19 protein-coding genes are annotated in these 19,336 nt (G+C 41.5%); 4 read left to right on the top strand and 15 right to left on the bottom strand.

Going from position 1 to position 19,336, the window contains the following annotated elements; all coding sequences use genetic code 11:
- Positions 1-48: 48 nt before the first annotated feature.
- The 7 genes from CFK37_RS09755 to CFK37_RS09725 form a co-directional block, all read right to left on the bottom strand.
- Positions 49-1,134 carry an NAD(P)/FAD-dependent oxidoreductase gene (locus CFK37_RS09755; RefSeq protein WP_089061680.1) on the bottom strand — a complete coding sequence of 362 codons (1,086 nt, stop codon included), beginning with the start codon at positions 1,132-1,134 and terminating at the stop codon, positions 49-51.
- Positions 1,127-1,459: a (2Fe-2S)-binding protein gene (locus tag CFK37_RS09750; protein ID WP_089061679.1), complete on the bottom strand. Its 333-nt coding sequence runs from the start codon at positions 1,457-1,459 to the stop codon at positions 1,127-1,129. The genes CFK37_RS09755 and CFK37_RS09750 overlap by 8 nt, the downstream gene beginning before the upstream one ends.
- A complete protein-coding gene (locus CFK37_RS09745) occupies positions 1,460-2,575 on the bottom strand; it encodes an NAD(P)/FAD-dependent oxidoreductase (protein WP_089061678.1) in 1,116 nt (371 codons plus the stop codon). It lies immediately after the preceding gene.
- A complete protein-coding gene (locus tag CFK37_RS09740; RefSeq protein WP_089061677.1) occupies positions 2,565-2,888 on the bottom strand; it encodes a (2Fe-2S)-binding protein in 324 nt (107 codons plus the stop codon). The genes CFK37_RS09745 and CFK37_RS09740 overlap by 11 nt, the downstream gene beginning before the upstream one ends.
- 46 nt (positions 2,889-2,934) lie before the next feature.
- Positions 2,935-4,056 (bottom strand): NAD(P)/FAD-dependent oxidoreductase, encoded by a 1,122-nt coding sequence (locus CFK37_RS09735; protein ID WP_089061676.1) that lies wholly within the window; start codon positions 4,054-4,056, stop codon positions 2,935-2,937.
- A gap of 142 nt (positions 4,057-4,198) precedes the next feature.
- The gene (locus CFK37_RS09730) at positions 4,199-4,921 is read right to left on the bottom strand and encodes a GntR family transcriptional regulator (RefSeq protein ID WP_089061675.1); all 723 of its coding nucleotides are present in this window, start codon (positions 4,919-4,921) and stop codon (positions 4,199-4,201) included.
- Positions 4,922-5,230: 309 nt separating this feature from the next.
- The gene (locus CFK37_RS09725; protein ID WP_281251609.1) at positions 5,231-5,740 is read right to left on the bottom strand and encodes a class II aldolase/adducin family protein; all 510 of its coding nucleotides are present in this window, start codon (positions 5,738-5,740) and stop codon (positions 5,231-5,233) included.
- Positions 5,741-5,871: 131 nt separating this feature from the next.
- Between CFK37_RS09725 and CFK37_RS09720 the strand changes: the two genes are divergently transcribed.
- Together CFK37_RS09720 and CFK37_RS09715 are read left to right on the top strand one after the other, a co-directional pair.
- A complete protein-coding gene (locus CFK37_RS09720) occupies positions 5,872-7,293 on the top strand; it encodes a sodium:solute symporter family protein (RefSeq protein WP_089061673.1) in 1,422 nt (473 codons plus the stop codon).
- A gap of 37 nt (positions 7,294-7,330) precedes the next feature.
- Positions 7,331-8,989, top strand: a complete 1,659-nt coding sequence (locus tag CFK37_RS09715) for an amidohydrolase (RefSeq protein ID WP_089061672.1) — start codon at positions 7,331-7,333, stop codon at positions 8,987-8,989.
- 137 nt (positions 8,990-9,126) lie between these two features.
- Here the strand turns inward: CFK37_RS09715 and CFK37_RS09710 are convergent, their stop codons facing one another.
- From CFK37_RS09710 to CFK37_RS09690, 5 genes are all read right to left on the bottom strand, one after another.
- Complete coding sequence (locus CFK37_RS09710) at positions 9,127-10,533, bottom strand: glycoside hydrolase family 1 protein (RefSeq protein ID WP_089061671.1); 1,407 nt, start codon at positions 10,531-10,533, stop codon at positions 9,127-9,129.
- A 136-nt stretch (positions 10,534-10,669) separates the two neighbouring features.
- A complete protein-coding gene (locus CFK37_RS09705) occupies positions 10,670-10,975 on the bottom strand; it encodes a PTS sugar transporter subunit IIA (protein WP_089061670.1) in 306 nt (101 codons plus the stop codon).
- Positions 10,976-11,038: 63 nt separating this feature from the next.
- On the bottom strand, positions 11,039-12,310 hold the full coding sequence (locus CFK37_RS09700) for a PTS sugar transporter subunit IIC (protein ID WP_089061669.1): 1,272 nt from the start codon (positions 12,308-12,310) through the stop codon (positions 11,039-11,041).
- A gap of 30 nt (positions 12,311-12,340) precedes the next feature.
- The gene (locus CFK37_RS09695; RefSeq protein ID WP_089061668.1) at positions 12,341-12,643 is read right to left on the bottom strand and encodes a PTS sugar transporter subunit IIB; all 303 of its coding nucleotides are present in this window, start codon (positions 12,641-12,643) and stop codon (positions 12,341-12,343) included.
- Positions 12,644-12,719: 76 nt separating this feature from the next.
- On the bottom strand, positions 12,720-14,045 hold the full coding sequence (locus CFK37_RS09690) for a 6-phospho-beta-glucosidase (protein WP_089061667.1): 1,326 nt from the start codon (positions 14,043-14,045) through the stop codon (positions 12,720-12,722).
- 200 nt (positions 14,046-14,245) lie between these two features.
- Between CFK37_RS09690 and CFK37_RS09685 the strand changes: the two genes are divergently transcribed.
- Positions 14,246-14,977 carry a GntR family transcriptional regulator gene (locus CFK37_RS09685; RefSeq protein ID WP_089061666.1) on the top strand — a complete coding sequence of 244 codons (732 nt, stop codon included), beginning with the start codon at positions 14,246-14,248 and terminating at the stop codon, positions 14,975-14,977.
- Positions 14,977-15,684, top strand: coding sequence for a carbohydrate deacetylase (locus CFK37_RS09680; RefSeq protein WP_089061665.1), 708 nt, complete (start codon positions 14,977-14,979; stop codon positions 15,682-15,684). The genes CFK37_RS09685 and CFK37_RS09680 overlap by 1 nt, the downstream gene beginning before the upstream one ends.
- Positions 15,685-16,001: 317 nt before the next feature.
- On the opposite strand, the gene pdxA is transcribed toward CFK37_RS09680, so the two are convergent.
- Genes pdxA through CFK37_RS09665 form a run of 3 tightly spaced genes read right to left on the bottom strand, consistent with a single transcriptional unit; the run spans position 16,002 to position 19,315 of the window.
- Positions 16,002-17,000 carry a 4-hydroxythreonine-4-phosphate dehydrogenase PdxA gene (gene pdxA, locus CFK37_RS09675; protein ID WP_089061664.1) on the bottom strand — a complete coding sequence of 333 codons (999 nt, stop codon included), beginning with the start codon at positions 16,998-17,000 and terminating at the stop codon, positions 16,002-16,004.
- Positions 16,993-18,294 carry a four-carbon acid sugar kinase family protein gene (locus CFK37_RS09670; protein ID WP_089061663.1) on the bottom strand — a complete coding sequence of 434 codons (1,302 nt, stop codon included), beginning with the start codon at positions 18,292-18,294 and terminating at the stop codon, positions 16,993-16,995. Before CFK37_RS09670 ends, pdxA begins: the two co-directional genes overlap by 8 nt.
- 37 nt (positions 18,295-18,331) lie before the next feature.
- On the bottom strand, positions 18,332-19,315 hold the full coding sequence (locus CFK37_RS09665; protein WP_089061662.1) for a 2-keto-3-deoxygluconate permease: 984 nt from the start codon (positions 19,313-19,315) through the stop codon (positions 18,332-18,334).
- Between the last annotated feature and the right edge of the window lie 21 nt (positions 19,316-19,336).

Genomic DNA, 19,336 nt, shown 5'->3' with positions numbered 1-19,336 from the left:
GTTACTTATAAATAATTAGTTTAGTAAAAGTCATGCTGTCAGTTTTTCTTAAACATTACATTCATTAAAACGATTAAATCTTAAACGTTTTAAATCAATAGATGTTTCCCCTTCTGTTAAAAGTTCCGTCATCAGCGTTCCAACTAAAGGTGACAATGTAATACCACTATGCATAACCGCAATAAATGCATTATCAATCTCTGGAATTTCACCTAAAATTGGAAACCCATCATGCGGCATTACCCGAATTCCTGAAAAACAGCGTACGATATTTGCTCTTGCCAGGTCTGGTAAATAGTCGACAGCCATTTTTGCTGTATCCTGAATCACATCCAGTGTAGTTCTTCGGTCATATCCCACCTCCTCTTTCGAATATCCGATCAGGATTTCTCCATTGTCAGCTTGTCGCATCCCCCCTATCGTATGTTTGATTAATGGTGCCAATGGCTCTGTAACTATTATTTGTCCCCGCACCTGTTTGACTGGAATATCTATTCCTAAAAGTTCACCCAATCCTTTCGTCCAGGGACCACCAGCCAAAATCAATTGTTTTGCATAAAAAACTCCTTCTTTTGTTGTGATCGTAAAATTCCCATTATCTTTATCAATATCAATAACTGGATTATAAAAAGAGAACTCCGCACCATTCCTTTTAGCGGCTTTAATATAGAGCTCGACCAGGCGGAACGGATTTACATTTCCATCAATTTTGCTATATGTCGCTCCAGCAATAGTTGGAGATAACGCTGGTTCTTTCTCCAATACCTGTTCACGGTTTAATACTTCAATATCGATGCCAACTTCCGCCTGTTTTTCAGCTAGTCTTAGTGCTTTCTCCCGGTCCGATTCATTAAAAAACGGAGCAATACCACCGGTGCGCTTGTATTCTACATCGCCAATTTTCCTTTCTAAAAAAGGATATAATTCCGCACTATACATGCTTAGTTCGCCATACCACGACGGCGTTTTATTGTGGACCCATACCCAGGCCTGAGTGGATCCTGAGGTGCCAGATAAAGGGAATCCTTTATCAATTACTAAAATCTCTTTCTGCTTGCTTTCCGATAGATGGTAGGCAATACTGCTCCCTATTACACCACTGCCGATAACAACAACGTCGTATTGATTAGTCATTTTTTGTTTCACCTTCTTTTGATGCTGACTCACTAAAAACGGAAATGACACTGGAAGATTCCTTATTTCCTGCTAAAACACCAATTCGCGTTAACTTTAGCGGCATTCGCATTCTAGATGGTCCAATGTCACTTAACGGTTTGTCTGTATATTCACTGATTATTCGTTGTACCAGAGTTGTACATATCTTCGCCTGACATGGTCCCATGCCACATCTCGTTATTCGTTTAATGTCATCAAAAGTATGTGCACCCATTTTAATGGCTGATTCAATTTCATCAATATTTATTTCTTCACATCTACAAACGATTGTTGATTTGTCCATTTAACATTCCTCCAAGCTCAAATCAAATAACGACGAAGGTAGCAGGTTAGCTTCTTCATGATAGTCTTTAATTAAAGCCATTCGGGCATTAAATACCTCTCGTAAATCCGCAGTAGTTTCAATACAATGAAGTTCCTTCCACAAGGATGCTCTTTTCTCTGTTGCCAGTTTTTCATTTAAAAAACCCAAGGATTCTGCCACACTGACCGCTGCAAGCTGACCCGTTAGTAGAATACCACCCATACTTGTGATTCCGGCGGCATTTCCCGCTATATACGCGGAGGGGCTGCTTGTTTCCATCGATATAGAGTATTGGGGTACCCACCCACCAAGGCGAATTTGATATGTAAAACTGCAATTCATTATTTCAAAAGGTTCTAGAATCGGTGCTACCCCTTTACCAATACAAACCAAATCAATATTCATCTCTTCTGTGATACCGTTATGATTTAGAGTCACTTTTTGTACCTCACCAACACCCGTCGCATTTTCAATGTAGCTATTCAAATAGAGCGGGATACCGTCTTTTTTAATGGATTTAATGATTTTTTCATGTTTACTAATAAGCTCACTATTACTTTCAATAATCCCTCGTACAGTCACACCCATTTCCTTAAATTGTTTAACAATTTCTAAAGAAAAGGTATTTGAACCCAAAACAAGCGCATTTTTCCCTGGTTGTACATATTCACGATTCATTAATATTTGGGCGGCTCCTATGGTCATCACTCCTGGCAATGTCCAGCCCGGAAACACACTTGCTTCTTCGGCTGCACCCGTTGTAACAATAATCCTCTTAGCAGTAATTGGAATTGTTTTTACTCCATTTGACACGCCAATTCGCCCATCCTGGTAAGTACCTATCATCGTGTGCTTTAATAACACTTTTACATTTAAGGTTGAAAGTTTTTCGATCAATGTTCGAGCAAGCGTTGTACCTCTTTGTTTTTCAAATTGCTTTGGTAGTTTATCCAAAACCTGTGTTTGTTGTCTTAATTGGCCACCCATCGAAAATGACTCCTCAATGACTAGTGTTTCAATACCATGTGAAGCTGCTTCATATGCAGCATTTAACCCGGCAGGACCACCACCAATTATTAATAAATCAGTCTCCATTTTTTTCACCCCTGACATTAGGGTCACCATTATTTGAATCAACCTTCATGCCCTTTTCCACGAGAGTCATGCAGCTTAGCACATGGTCTAATTCATTTACAGAAACAAAACAGCTGCAACATCTGCCGTTTGCACAAAACAACCCCCTAGACTGTTGCAGCTTTCTACTAACCCCTAATTTCTTAATACCATTTGCCATTAATGCGGCGGCTACCGTTTGCCCTTCCCTAGCTTTAAGCAATTCACCATTAAAATAAAAAGGTACTTCTTTTTTTATACTTTTTCCAAAAATAGGATGGATGAAAGGGTCCATTCTAAAACCTCCAAACATTATAAAGTTATAATATTATAGAATCTAATTAATTCGTAATCTTAATAGCGCGCATTGGATTATACGCCGTCAAATCAAGATCTACCTCTTCTCCCGTTACAATCGAGGCAGCCAATGCCCCAACGTACGGTCCCATTGTGAGCCCTGAAGCTCCTAAACCGGTTGCCACTACTACGTCCTTCACATTATCCAGTTCTCCTAATATAGGTAAAACATCTGGGCCAAGCGGACGAAATCCAACTCGTACTTCCTGCAATGTTCCTTCAGCAAGACCTGGCGCAACGGATAAAGCCTCCGTGGTTACCTCATGTACACCTCCAACAGTAGTCCGGTAATCGAATCCTGCCCCTGTTTCTCTTGTCGCACCGGCAACTATTCGTGAATCATCAAACGCTAACATATAGTGACTTCCTTTTGGCAATACAACAGGCCAATTAGAAGTGTCTGTAGCTGACAATTTTATATGCGCGATTTGTCCACGCTGTGATTCCACTTTTAAGTCAATGCCAATCGGGGCCAATAACTTTTGTGACCAGGCGCCAGCTGTCAGTAGAACCGCGTCTGCATAAAACTTTTCACCGTTGACGCGGGCACCCGTTATTCTGCCTCGTTCATGGATCAATTCCGCTTCACCATTCACTAGTTTTGCGCCATGTTTTTGAGCGGCACGTTTCATTGCATCTGTTATTAATCTGCCGTCTACACGAGCTGCACCAGAAACAAAAACAGCTTCCATTCCCTCATGTAAAGGCGGAAATAGCTCACGAGCTTCAGTCGGGGTTAATCTCTCGATATCACCTAATTCTGGTGCATCTTTCTGCTTTGTTCTTACCTCATTTTCAATTCTGTCTAATTCATCAGAATCTGTTCCTATGCGCAGTGCCCCTACTTTTTTATAACCAACATTTTCTTCGTTATCTTCTTTTAATTGTGAAATTAACTCAGGATAATAGTTCGCACCTTGTTTTGCAATTTTATACCAATCGGCGTCTTCCACACTTGAAATCCACGGACAAACGATCCCTGCTCCAGCAGAGGTTGCGGCCCCCTGATGATTCTTATCAATCATCATTACTTCTGTATTATTTTTAACTAGATGATATGCAGCACTGGCACCAACTATGCCACTGCCGATGATAATAACCTTCATTTTTCTCACCCCTATTAAATAGTAGTTTAATTACTCTCATCAAACTTTTTTCGAATTATAATGCAGCTTAGTTATTTATAATATTATAATCTTATAAAGTTATAACTTTTTTTACATATTTAGTTTAAAACAATTTTAAAGTTTAAAGTTGAACCTCCAGAAAGTATTTCGATTGATCCTGTTTGAGAACAAATTTGGAATACTCAACTGCTTTATTATCTTTCGTAACGGTATAGCGTTCAAATACAAATAATTGTTCTCCAATTGGAACCTCTAATAAATTTGCTTCGTATTCATCAGCAAGGATTGTTGAAAAATAAATTCTTGCCTTTTTTAATTGTGCTCCATATTTTTTGATAAAAATGTTATACAGTAAATCGTTATCTATATCGGATTGTTGTAAATCGGGAAATAAAGCAGACGGGATAAACGAATGCTCGATTACCACTGGACTATCGTTTTGGATTTTCAAACGATTAATTTTATATACATCTTCATCAGGTTTTATTTCCAGCAACTTACCAACCTTTCTTCCAGCTGGATCTTTTTTAAAGCTCAGTAATTTATGCGGGTGATGATGCTGTTCCCAAGACTCATTTTTTAATGACACAAATTTTGATATATCCTTTTCTTCAATTTGTGTTACAAAGGTCCCTTTCCCGCTTTGGCGATGCAGCAGCCCCTCATTAACCAGTTCAAGTACTGCTCGTTTTATTGTGATGCTACTCACATCAAATTGTGACGCCAATTCCTTTTCTGTTGGCAACTGGTAGCCAACTTCCCACTCACCCGAAATAATTTTCTCTTTTAAATATCCCCTTACTTGTTGATATAAAGGTATCGATAAACTCTTATTAATTTCCATGCTGTTCTCCCTTTGCCAAAGTTTATTATAATATTATAACCTTTTAAATAATTAGTCAATTAAAAATAGTGTAACCCTGGTTGAGGGTAAAGTCAAATGGAATTAGCTTATGAGCGGACACTGACAAAGGCCCACCAACCATATAGTTGATGGGCCTATTATGGTAACACTTGTAAGGGAGTTTATTTCCATTTAAATTAACCTATAAATTATACACTCCCCAGAATCCACCCGCATATTGGGCATTAGAAAAATATATCAGCCATTCCCCGTTTTAATCATAGCAACGGGACACGAAACCCATTCCAACTACTGCCCATACCCCTCAAACCGCTCGACCATCCGATTCATCGCCTCCTCTGGGAGTATAACCGGATTTCCAACGGATTTGGTTTGCCAATATAGTCTTGCACAAAATTCAGGTTGCTCGCTAATGTCGAATGCTTCGCAGAGGTTGCCTCCAAAAACGTTGATACCATGGTTCGCCAGCAGCACAGCTTTTCTGCCTTTCATTGCTTCTAGTGCATTTTCTGCAAGTTCATGTGTCCCATATGTTGCATATTTTGCACACTTAACATTCGGTCCGCCTGAATAGGCCAAAAGGTAGTCAATTGCGGGTAATTTTTCCTTCAGACAGGAAATCGTGGTAGCGTAAAGTGCATGCGTATGAATCATTGCCTGTGCTTCAAAACGGTTTCGGTAGACAAGTGCATGCATCTGATATTCGCTGGAAGGCTTTAACGTCCCTTCGACAACCCTTATGCGGGACGAGGGACCTGTCCCTCCGTCCCTAACTTTCTGAAATAATTGATTTGTCAAAATATAAATGATTTAATTAATATATTAATAGTTAAGATCACATTCCGAGAAGGAGGGGTTGTACTGTTTTTTGTGCTTTTATGTAAATCTTTGTTGAGATTAATTCAATTAACCGAGAGGATTTTTATAACATGGCATGGTATTTAAGCTACATAATTATTTATTTCATTTTAATGTTTGCGATGGGTTTCTATTATTTTTTCAAGATAAAAACGTACGATGAATACTTAATTGGCGGCTGGAACACTGGCTTCTGGCCAATCGTTGGCACGATAGTCAGTACATGGTGCGGTGCCGCAGTCTTTATTGGCTGGGTCGGCATGGGATTCACGGTAGGACTTTCCGGATTTTTTAAATTTGCGCTTCCGGGCATTCTGTTTTGTCTTCTATTAATTGTTGCATTTGCAGGCCCGTTAAGAAGGCAGAAACTTTATACGTTAGCAGACTTATTTGGCGAAAGATTTGGTGGTAAGTCTGGGATTATTCCATCTATTCTTTCCGCATTTGTTTATTCTGTACCAACACTTGCATTGCAGATGGTAGGAATGTCTACCATTTTTAATATCACGCTAGGTATTGAGACAAATATAGCAATTGCGTTATCTTTTGCCTTAATTTTAGGCTTTACCGTTTTAGGAGGATTGCCAGCGACAATTGTAACCGACGCATTGCAATCAATCATTGTAATTGTCGGGATTATTGTTTTATTTGTGGCCAGTATTTTCTATGCTGGTGGCTTCGGAAACATTGTTGCTAATACACCTATTGAATTGATTAGTCCTTTAGGCCCTAAGGGATTAGGTGAAATACTGCTGTATGCATTATCCGTAGGTCCGTTTTATCTAGTTTGGCAGTCAACATGGCAGCGTATCTTTGCTTCAAAAAATGAAAGGGTTGCGAAAAGAGCCGGTGTAACTGGTTTCGTCATTGCTGGGGCAATTTCTGTTTTACCCTTTTCGATTGGGGTTATCGCCCGCCAATATGTACCATTAGATTTAGATCCTGACTTGTTGTTTTCTTATGTGACCGCTGAACTCTTGCCTCCAGCTGTTGGTGGTATTGTCTTCATTGGTCTGATGGCAGCGCTTATGACTGGGGCTACTTCCTTTATCCTTCAAGGAAGTTCTAACCTTACCAGGGACTTATATCAACGCTTGATGAGACCAAATGCAAATAACAAGCAACTCATGTTTACCTCACGATTAACGGTTGTAATTATCACCCTACTGGGTCTAATTGCTGCTTACTTTGTGACTGACATCGCAAGCGCCTATCAGTGGGCATTACGATTATCAGCAACCGTATTGGTTTTCCCGTTTCTTGCAGTAATGTTCTGGAAGAAGGTTACCAAGGCTGGGATGCTGTGGAGCATGATTCTAGCATTAATTGCAACATTAGCATGGCCTTTGTTGAACATCGCAATTAATCATACAATCTTTGGGTTTGCAGTTTCCATTATCAGTTTAGTCGTAATTAGCCTCGTAACGCAGCATGATAAAACAGAACAGGTTAGGGCTGTTTATTGGAATGACTTGGATTCAGCAAAGAAATAAACATGATAATTTCATGTCATAAAAGGAGCTACTTTAGATGGATACAATTGATTTACTTATCACAAATGCAACTGTTTTAACACTTGATGGTCAAAATTCACGTGCAGGGTCTGTAGCCGTATCAAATGGGCGGATTCGTAACGTTTGGTCCTCACCAGAGCCACCGCGTCGAGATGAAAATAATATCACTGCAGCAACGGAGGTAATTGATCTTAAAGGTGCTACCCTAATACCAGGTTTCATTGATACGCATAACCACCTTTTGATGTACTCCCAATTTCGAACACAGGCCAATTGCAGCACGCCACCAAATCGCAATATTGCAGATATTTTAGCAAGAGTGAAAGAACTCGCTGATCAAACCCCTGATGGAGAGTGGGTCATGGGCTGGGGCTATGACAATACACTTTTAGAGGAAAAAAGACACCCTACCCGCAAAGAGCTCGATGCAGTTGCACCAAACAATCCAGTACTTTTACGGCATATTTCCGTACATTTTGGAGCAGCAAATTCAAAAGCATTGGAAGTGGCCGATATTGGTGAAGATATTCAGGATCCACAGGGTGGCCACTTTGGACGTGATGAGGATGGCAAGTTGAACGGTGTTTTACATGAATTATCGGCATTAGCCCCAGTGCAAGCTGCGATTCCCACACCATCTATTGAAGAAATGGCCAACCTGATTGGTGAAGCAGCCGAAGATTACCTGGCGCAGGGAATTACCACAAATTCAGATGCTGGTGTCGGACTTGATCTTGGGATAGCTGAATTCGATGCACACTTGATGGCACTTGAAAAAGGAAACAATCCGCTTCGCATGCGGTTATTGGTGCTCCATCATCTTTTAGGTGAAACAGGCCCATATCATAACTACACAGCGGAACAGCTTGATGAAGAAATTAAAAAACGGTCCAACGGGCGTGCTGTGTTAGACAGTGCGAAGCTATTCCAGGATGGGTCCATTCAAGGGATGACAGCAGCGTTAAGGGAACCTTATCATTGCGACTCCTCCTATTATGGAGAATTATCACGGGATCAGGATGATTTTAATGCGGAGGTACTAGATTTACACAAGCGAGGATTTCGTATTGCCGTTCATGGTAATGGTGACCGGGCGATTGGTTCTATTTTAGATGCTTATGAGAATGCGTTAGCAAATGAACCACGTGAAGATCATCTTCATCGGATTGAGCATGTACAAACGGCCACTTTGGAGGATTTGGATCGAATGCGCTCTTTAGATGTTGCCGGTTCATTTTTCATCAACCATGTCTACTACTGGGGTGATAGGCATAAAAATATTTTCTTAGGACCAGAACGAGCAAGCAAAATTAATCCGCTAGCAGACGCGTTAAAACGGGATATACTGTATACGTTGCACTCGGATTGTCCAATCACACCGATATCCCCTTTGTTTTCCATTTGGGCGGCGGTAAATCGTAGAACGATGGAGGGTGAAGTGCTTGGGGAAGATCAATGTATTAGTGTTGAGAAAGCATTGAAGACGATGACCATTGATGGAGCAAAGTTAAACAGTGATGAAGCGAATGTTGGCAGTATAGAAGTTGGCAAACTAGCAGACTTTGCCGTGCTGGATTCAGACCCTACGACCATTGATCCAATGGATATTAAAGATATTGAAGTTATCGCCACTTATATTAATAGTAAGTTGGTTTACGAGAGAAGAGGGTCATAGGGACAGGTCCCGCGTCCCACTAGGAACCCATACCCTATCACAACAAAATAGCTAGCATTCCCGGTTAACTCCGAGAATGCTAGCTTTACTTATGGCAATGAACTGGGAACGCTGGGACAAGGAACCCCGCGTCCCGCCTAAAATCCGTTGTTCCGTATGACTTCTTTAAACCACCATGCGCTTTTTTTTGGGGTTCTTGTCATTGTTTTGAGGTCTACGGATATGAATCCGTAGCGGTTCTTATATGCGTTTAGCCATGACCAGTTATCCATCAACGTCCATAGATGGTAGCCTTTCACATTCGCCCCTTCTTCCAAAGCGCGGTGAATCCATTTAAGATGATCTTTGATAAACGCAATGCGGTATGTATCCTGAATGACGTTTTCTTCCATGAAACGCTCTTCGTTTTGCACGCCCATACCATTTTCAGAAATGAAGCATTCGATATTTCCATAGTTGTCCCGCAGATCAATTAGAATATCATAAACGCCCTTTTCATAGATTTCCCAGCCCCGATAAGGGTTCATTTTCCTGCCCGGCATCTCATAATAATCAAAAAACGATTCGGGCATCATTGGTGAATCAGGTACAGGAATATGTTCTTTTGCTTTCACACGTCTTGGTTGATAATAATTGATTCCTAGAAAATCAATAACGCCTTCCCTAAGGAGTGAAGAATCTCCTGGTTCCGTTTTTGGAAATAACCCTTGTTCCTTTAGCCATGTGATAAGTTCCTGGGGATATTTCCCTTTAACGGCTGGATCCAAGAAGCTACGATTAAATAAAAGGTCGGCAATGCGGGCAGACTCTAAATCCTGCGGGCGATTACTCCTCGGATAGGAAGGGGTCACATTTAAAATGATACCGATATTTCCTTGGGGGATATCAGCATGACGAAAAACCTGGACAGCTTTTGCATGTGCCAGCATTGTGTTATAAGCAACCTGTGTCGCACGGGTGAAATCGACAACATTCGGATAATGGGCGTTATACAAATAACCAGCTTCCACTGGCACAATTGGTTCATTAAAGGTAAACCACTTTTTGACTTTGTCGCCAAAGATTGCGAAACACCTTTCAGCATATGCTGCAAAGGCATCAATCACTTCACGATTCTCCCAACCGCCAATTTTTTGCATCGCCATTGGCATATCAAAATGATACAGGTTTACGAATGGTTCGATGCCGGCCTCTAGAAGTTCGTCCAATACATGATGGTAAAAAACAATCGCTTCTTCGTTTATCTCCCCAGTCCCTTCTGGAAAAATTCTCGACCAGGATAGCGACAATCGAAAACTATTATGGTTCAATTGCTTCATTAACTGAATATCCTCTGGATAGCGATGATAGAAATCAGATGTTTGTTCCGGGCCAATTTGGTCATAAAAACGGTTAGGTTCTTCTTGAAACCAGTAATCCCAAATATTCATTCCTTTTCCGCCGGTACTTGCCGCCCCCTCAATTTGTGTTGCCGAGGCAGCAGATCCCCACCAAAAATCATCCGGAAAATGGTAATCGTTGTTGGTTGTATTTGTTTCGACCATGTGGACTCCCCTCCAGTTTCAATCTTTATTAGTACAAATTCTACTAGATAATATCATGTTGATAGCTGCCATGCTCTAGCCATAATCACATTAATTAAAACATCGCAACTATCAACTTTGAGTTTCCAACTAATTGTTAATTAACTTTTTCGTACAGTTCAACAAACTCTTTTGCCAAGTCCTTAAAAGTCGTTGCGTTCATTAAATGATCCTGGGCATGAACCAGAAGCAAGGTAACCTCTGTCTTTTCGCCACGTGCTTCGTTTTGAATGAGCTCTGTTTGTACCTTATGGGCAGCCAATAATTCCTTTTCTGAACTGTCAATTAGCTGATTTGCTTTTTCCATATCCTTCGCTTTAGCGCACTGAATGGCCTCAATCGCGTCACTTTTGGCATCACCACTATGTGTAATAATCGTCATAACGATCCGTTCCAATTCCATAATTAAAACTCCTCATTTCGTATATTTCCCTTGTCTGAATTATTTCTGTGTCTTCCTTGAAACTCATTTATTTTTTTCAAATTGCATGCGTACAGCAATTCCGATAAACGGTAAATACATCACAACAGCCACCGCGAAATTGAAAATCGCAAGTGCCGCTCCCTTCCACGAACCGGTTGCCAAAAATCCGCCAATAACTGGTGGTGTTGTCCATGGAATAAAAGCAATGGTTTTCGGGACTAGTCCAATCGAGATGGCAGTATAGCTGATCACTGTTAAAACTACCGGTGTTAATAGAAACGGAATAAATAAAATTGGATTTAAGACAACTGGAAACCCGAATAAAATTGGCTCATTGATGTTAAATAAACCCGGTGCTACCGACATTTTGGATATACTATAGTAGTGCTTGTGGCGTCGCCCGGCAATGAAGACCGCGGTAATCAAGGCCAGCGTTGCCCCTGTCCCACCTAAATACATGAATGCATCAAAGAATGGTTTTGTCACAACATACGGAATCGCTTCACCGGCTTTATATGCGGCAGCGTTGGCTTCAATTGCTGGCAAATAGACGGCTTGCATAATCGGCTCCATCATATTGGAACCATGCAGACCAAAAAACCAAAGCAAATGGAGCAGAAACGCAATAAGAACAGCTGCAAAAAGTGTGTTGGACAAATGGGAAATCGGCGCCTGAATCAGCTCATAAAAAGCTTGATGTATATCTGGAATATCCACTGCTAACGTTAACACCTCAAACAAGGAAAAAATTGATAACGTTATCATAGATGGAAAAAGTGATGAAAATGATTTTGCTACTGCTGGGGGAACCCCTTCAGGCATTTTTATAACCAGCCTTTTGTTTCCCAACAGTCTGATGAAAATTTCAGTTGACAGAAGGGCTGTAATGATTGCGATAAACAACCCTTGTGCTCCAGCCCAAATGATCGGCAAACCAGCCCCCTCACTAATTGGCTCCATCAAAATAATCAATGAAGCAACTGAAACAATTCCCGCAGACAAAGCATCCTTATTGTAGGAGTTCGCCAGTTGATAGGCAATCGTGAATGCCGTCAATAATGATATGACCTGAAAAGTTCCTTCCCACAGATTGCCACCAAAATTCTTCCATATATCACTTCCAAAAAGATTCGTCATAAAATCTTGATATGGACCAATTGGCAGGTTATTAATTAAAATAGCCATGGATCCTAGAATCATTAATGGCATAATGGTTACGAAACCATCACGGATAGCAACGAGATGCCTTTGTGATCCGACCTTTGAAGCGAATGGAACAAAATACTTTTCCATAAATTCAATAAATCTATTCATACCAAATCCCCCCCTTTGTTTGCACTCGTATTAAAGTGCTTGCAGCGCTGTTTCTAACACTTTTTCGCCATTCATCATTCCATAATCAATACTTTCAATAACTCGAACCGGGACATTTTTCCCTTCAAGCTGCTTTTCCAATTTCGACTTTAGAAAACGCACCTGTGGCCCAAGCAAAAGAATATCAATCTCTTCAAAATGCTTACTTGCCTCTGCTTCCGCCACTGCAAAAATTTCAACCTCTTCTCCCTTTTGTGCTGCGGCTTTCTCCATTTTTGTCACCAATAAGCTTGTTGACATACCTGCTGAGCAAACTAACATAATTTTTTTCATCACGAACACTCTCCCTAATAGTATTAAAAATGTAAACCGTTGTTCCCTTTCCCCCGCTACATTAACCAGACATTCCTCATTCCGCCTTCCCACCGGTATTAAATTGCGGCAAGTAATTGTTGTGCGCTTCCAACAGCTCATCAAGCAGAACCTTACTTCCCCTTTCATCAGCAATTAATGGATTCATAACCATGGCTGTATATGCATCATGGTAATTTCCAGTTATGCTGGCGCGGATAACGAGTTCTTCAAAGGCTTTCATTTGATAAATAATTCCTTTTACAGTGTCTGGAAGTGGCCCAGATGAAATTGGTCTTGGCCCATGTTTCGTAATGACACTGTTCACTTCAATAACGGCATGATCCGGTAAATCCGGGATGGCCCCGTTATTCATTGTGTTAACAGTTTGAATATCTTCACTATCATTATAAAGCGAATTCATCAAACTACACGCTACATCACTATAAAATGCCCCTCCCCTGCTCTCAAGCTCCTTTGGCTTTTCGTTTAATTCTGGGTTTTTATATAAGTCAAATAATGACGTTTCCAATTGTTGAACGACTTCTGCACGGGTGCCATTTTCTTCAAAAGCCTTTACGTCTTTATCCAAAACATCTTTTGTCTGGAAATAATATTGATGGTATGGATTGGACAACAAGCCAGTTGCTTCAATAAACGTTTTGGACCAGCCAAGATTAACAATATTAGCCGGTGAATAATCGAGTCCTTCATTCGCTAGTTTGGTGAGTACTTCTTGTGTCTGATCCTCACCGTTTACATATACCTTTTTTCCGAAGACGAAATGGTTCATCCCAATGAATTCAATCTTCACATCCTCTGGGCGGACATTTAAGATTTCCGCTGTGGAATGCCGCATGTTAAAGGGAATGTTACAAACCCCAATAACCTTTTGGTGTGGTGAGTGCTTAAGTAAAGCTTCCGTAACGATTCCCGCTGGGTTTGTGAAATTGATAATCCAGGCGTCAGGACAAATTTCATGAACATCATTCGCAAGCTCCAGCAATACTGGGATGGTGCGAAATGCCTTGAAGATTCCACCGGCACCGTTCGTTTCCTGTCCGATAAAACCATGGCTGAGCGGAATCCGTTCATCCTTTTCTCTGGCAGCCAAACCGCCAACACGAATTTGTGTAGAAACAAAGTCCGCATGTTGCAATGCCTCTTTGCGATCCAATGTCCATGATAGATTAATAGATTTCTTTGCCTTTTCAACCATCCTTAATGCTAAGTTCCCGATGATTTCCAGCTTTTCTTTTCCGGCTTCAATGTCAACGAGCACGATTTCTGATACTGGAAAAGTGTCGTGACGACGGATGATGCCTTCAATTATTTCCGGTGTGTAGCTGGATCCGCCACCAATAATTACTACTTTTAATGACATGATAAACAAACTCCTTGTTGTGAAAGTGAAAGCGCTTTAGGTTTTCCATACATGTATATTCATTTCTTGCTTTAAAATGTATCATACAAATAATTAGTTGTCTATACATTTATGTCATATTGTAGTAACATATTTTTAAAGTTGTCATTACTTGTCCAATCTTGTAAACTTTATATATCGCGTAATTGAAGGAGCATATCATGGATAAAAACCAATCATTACATGCATATATTAAGGATGAGTTATTAACCAGGATTAAGTCTGACGAATACAAAAGGGGGGAAAAGTTCCCTACTGAACTTGAGCTTTGCAAGGCATTCAATGTTAGCAGGACAACAGTCCGAACAGCCTTAACCCAATTAACACTAGAAGGGTATTTGGTCAGGCATCAGGGCAGAGGTACGTTTGTGGCTGACAAAAAGGTAAGACAGACCCTTTCCAATACGGTCCAGCGCTATAGTGACCAGGTTGAAGTGCAAGGAAAAAAGCCGGAGATAACATTGATTTCAATTAACGTGGTGCCAGCTTCGGAAACTTTAAAGCAGTCACTTCCTGTCAACGTAAACGACCCAATTCAGCGGGTGGAACGCGTCCGAAAGGCAAATGGAGAGCCTACACAATATGAGATAGCTTACATTCCGTGGAACATTGCCCCAGGGATTACCCAAGCCCAGGCAGAAACATCTTTATATGCAGCATTGAAAGATGAATTCGAAATTCATATTGCGAAAACGACCGAACATATCGAAATAACACTTGCGGATGAGCAATTATGCTCTCATTTGCAGTGTGAACCTGGGTTACCTTGCTTTTATATTGAAACAATTGCCGAAGATGAGAGCGGAAAAAAGGTCGAGTATTCCCGTTCCTATTTTCGTGGCGACAAAACAAACTTTATGATTGAAAGAAATTATCCGTTGGGGGAAAAGTGATGAACGTATTATTTAACGCGGATGACTTTGGCCTGACTAAAGGCGTAACAGACGGAATCATGCAGGCTCATTTAAACGGGGTGGTCGGTTCCACTACATTAATGATGAATGGATGGGCAGTGGACTATGCGGTTGAGAAAGCAAAAGAATTTCCTTCATTGCGGGTTGGCATTCACCTAGTACTGACATGGGGACGGCCGATATGTAGTGACATTCCAGAACTAGTTGATACGGAAGGTCTTTTTAAATATAAAAATACATTTATGGAAATGGACCCACCCGACGTTTCTGCAGTCGAAAAGGAGTGGCGAGCACAGATTGAAGCCTTTCTGAAAACAGGCTTACCCTTGCATCACATTGACAGTCACCACCATATTCATGGATGGGCGCCACTAAAAGATGTAGTTATCAAATTGGCCAAAGAGTTCGGAGTTCGTGTTCGGTATGTGGATTCACTTAAGGCATATCCAGATATTCTTTTGACCGAAAAACTTTGGCTGGACTTTTATGAAAGCGGTGTTAATGCAGGGATACTTGATGAGCTGTACAAACTGGACGTTCAATCAGTCGAAGTCATGACACACCCAGCAGTAGTTGACGACGACCTGCAGAAAGTAAGCACATATTTAGAAGAACGTGCGCAGGAATTAAAAATATTGTGCAGCCTTGAGCGGCACGGAGGGACAGGTCCCGCGTCCCACCTCTAGGATTTTCTTGGGGAAAATAAAGATGCATGCAGATTTTAAGTCTGCATGCATCTTGTTTTATTCGGGCTTGTCGGATTTGTCCTGCTAGCAACTTTTCTGCGTATATCAGCCAAAACAGAGTGTTATCGGCCGTTCTCAACATATATCAGCCATAATAAAAATATATCGGCCATTTTCGGAATATATAGGCCAAAAATGAAATATATCAGCCTTTCTCTGCGTATATCAGCCAAAACAGGAATTTATCCGCCCATGTCAACAAGCGGGACGAGGGACCTGTCCCTCTGTCCCCCCGGATCAAGAACCCTCTGTCCCTACTACCGCTCCGGCGCCAATTCAATCGCTTGTCTTAACGCTTCCAGCATGCTTCTTTCATCAACGATGCCTTTGCCAGCGATGTCAAATGCTGTGCCGTGGTCAACGCTTGTTCGAATAATTGGCAATCCGACAGTTATGTTGACGCCTGCTTCCAGTCCCAACACCTTAATTGGTCCGTGGCCCTGGTCATGATACATGGCTACAACGATATCGAAGTCGCCACGTTGCGCGCGGAAGAATAATGTATCTGCCGGCAATGGGCCTTCCACATTTATTCCTTCTTCAGTAGCCCGTTCAATCGCCGGGATTATTTTTTCTTCTTCTTCACCGTAACCAAATAAGCCATTTTCACCGGCATGAGGGTTAATTCCGCAGACACCTATTTTAGGCTGATCGATTCCGGAGTTGGTAAGTGTTTCATGCGCTAAACGGATGACTTTATAGACGCGCTCTGGATTAGTCATATTGATCGCATCAAGTAAGCCGACATGTGTTGTGACGTGAATTACTTTTAATTTAGGTGATGACAGCATCATCGAAAAATCTTTTGTATTGGTTAATTCAGCCAAAATTTCTGTATGACCTGGATAGATATGCCCACCCTTATGCAGCGCTTCTTTATTTAACGGCGCCGTACAAATCGCATCAATCCGAGCCTCATTTGCGAGTTCAATAGCCGTCCTTAAGTATTCAAATGCAGCATGGCCGGCTTCAGGAGAAACCTGTCCGAACGGTAGATCCGCTGGAAGTAAGTCTAGATCGTAACAAGCAATTTCTCCAAATTTTGTTGCTGTGAAATCGAAATTTACATCTACCTCCTTAATAGTTACATTCGCCTCTAAAAGCTCTGCAGCACGCCCTAACATCTTAGCATCACCAATTACAATTGGGTGCGACTGCTCATATACATGTTCGCTTTGCAGACTTTTCACAATGATTTCTGGCCCTACGCCGGAGGCATCTCCCATCGTAATACCTATTATTGGTTTTTTACTCATTCGTAAGAACTCCCTTCAATTCCTGCATGGCATGGTAAATCGAATCTTCTTTTCCAAACGCGCCCGCTTTTGTCACTACCGTAAATTCCCTATCTGTCCCAATTAACGTGCCCAATGGAATTCCCGCTTCAATCTGTTTAATCAAACGAAAGCCAATTCCGTCTAATTGGCGCGCAGTATCTTTTGCCGTGTCGCCACCTGTCAGCACCAAACCTGTTAGCTCCTTGTTTACCGCTGTTACTGCCGCCACAATTTCGCCAATCGCACTTGATATCCGTTCACCAATTTGATTGCCTGTTAATTGCAGGTTATTTCCGGCTTGCTTGACTTGATCTCTGATTTCTTGATTAGAAGGAACAAACAAAACGATATCATTTCCTTTTGCTAAACCTTCAAGAATCTCTTTTACATATTGTTGACGAAGCACCTTCCAATCATCCGCAAAAATCTGCAGCGGGTCGAGCTCTACAGCTGTTACTGCTGGTTGCTTCCCCGCATACTTCACTTGCTCTTGTGTAACCTGTGATAGACTGCCGCAAACTGTCATGACCCGACCTGAGCTGGAAATAGCTCGATAATCTGCCAGCCCGCCTATTCCAAGCACCTCTGGAAGCACTTCAGCCAAGCCGGCAGAACCGGCCCAAACAATCTGCTTCGAAACAGCACTCATTTTCTGTGCTGCCTGTTGTAAATCATCCTGTGTCTCAGCATCACAAACAATATAGTTTATATTATTTTCGTTAAAAGTATTTATTTTGTCCCGGAAGCTGGATAAGTCCGCTTCAATATCCGTCCTTGTCAATAAGCCAACCTGTTGCCCAATTTCTTTTTCCAACAGTTTCAGGATAGACGATTCTATAACCGGATGTTTAGGGTCTTTCGCTATTTCTGTTTTGGCGATTTCTTCCCCGTTGACATAATGAACCCCATCTTTTGTCGTTCTGCCAAGTGGTGGGAAAGCCGGCGCGATAAACATAAACTCCGGTTTAAACACGTCATAAAGAGCGCCCAGCTCCGCGCCAATATGTCCCCTTAAGGTTGAATCCATCTTTTTATAAATGTTAACATAACCAGCTTGCTGTAAAAATTGCCCGGCTTTTCTTGTAACAGCGGCTGCGTCGCCTTTTGACAGCGCGCGGGAGTTCGTATCAATCACCAGCCCACTGTCCAGTTCTCTCCGGCCTTCAGGGTTATCAAAAAGAACTGAAGTATTTATCCCCTTTTCGGTCAGTTGGACACCACTATCATTTGCACCAGTTAAATCGTCTGCTATTATTCCTATCAGTTGTTTCATGTTGATTCCTCATTTATTAACAATTTTATATACTAAGTTACTCGACCATATAGTCGTCTGGTACTTTAACACCTTTTTTGTCCAAACGTTTTACCAGAAATCCAATATATAGCGGAAGCAGAATCGCTGTTGTAACAGTGGATGCTGCAACCTGCACTGTTGCCAAATCAACATGTGTTGCAAAACTGGCACTTGCAGCTGCGATTGCGGCCGGTGTTGCTACGGCATTTCCCGCTGTAGATCCTTCTGAAGCACCTGCAATCGGGTTCCATTTAAATGCTTTAAAGATGAAATAGCCAGCTGTACCTGTTATAAATACGGTTGCTAAGCCAAGAATGATTCCGGATAGTCCACCATCGATAATTGCACCGAAGTCAATACCCATACCTAAGGCAAACGCAAAGAATGGAATTAACATCGAACTGCCTTTTTCAAAAAACGCTCTCATTTCTTCATCTAAGTTACCTAGAACCATACCAACAATAATCGGCAGTAACACGGCAATAAATGACACGAAAGAAAACAATCCATTTACAAAGCCCATTGCACCGAAAATTGACAGCGCAACCATTGTAAAGAAAGGACCATCATTTAATGCAAGCAGCGAATATGCCGCACGGTCCGTTTTATCTCCGTATTGGCCAACTAGCGCCACATACAAGCCTCCATTACTATTAGTCATGGCAGCAATTATTGCAATTGGCGCCAGACCCAACCAAAGGCCATCATTTCCAGCGAAAATATAAGCAATTAAACCAACAGCCGCACCTACTAACCATTTCGTTGTCAGCAATGTTGCCCCTTTACCAAGACTTACACCAACATTTCGTACATTAATCTGTGCCCCTGTACATAATAGAAATAGTGCGATAAGCGTACTTGCCCCATCTACGAATAATGCTTGTGTGAAGTTACCTATCCTTAGTAATTCCGGTGCGACAGTGTTTAGTGTTGCAGCTAGCAACAATGGCACTACCATCATACCACCAGGAATTCGTTCTAACGTCGCTTTGATTCTCATTTTTATCCCCCTCGTTTATCT

It is taken from the genome of Virgibacillus phasianinus (assembly GCF_002216775.1).
Taxonomy (GTDB): domain Bacteria; phylum Bacillota; class Bacilli; order Bacillales; family Amphibacillaceae; genus Virgibacillus_F; species Virgibacillus_F phasianinus.
This window is presented reverse-complemented; position numbering and strand designations above follow the sequence as displayed.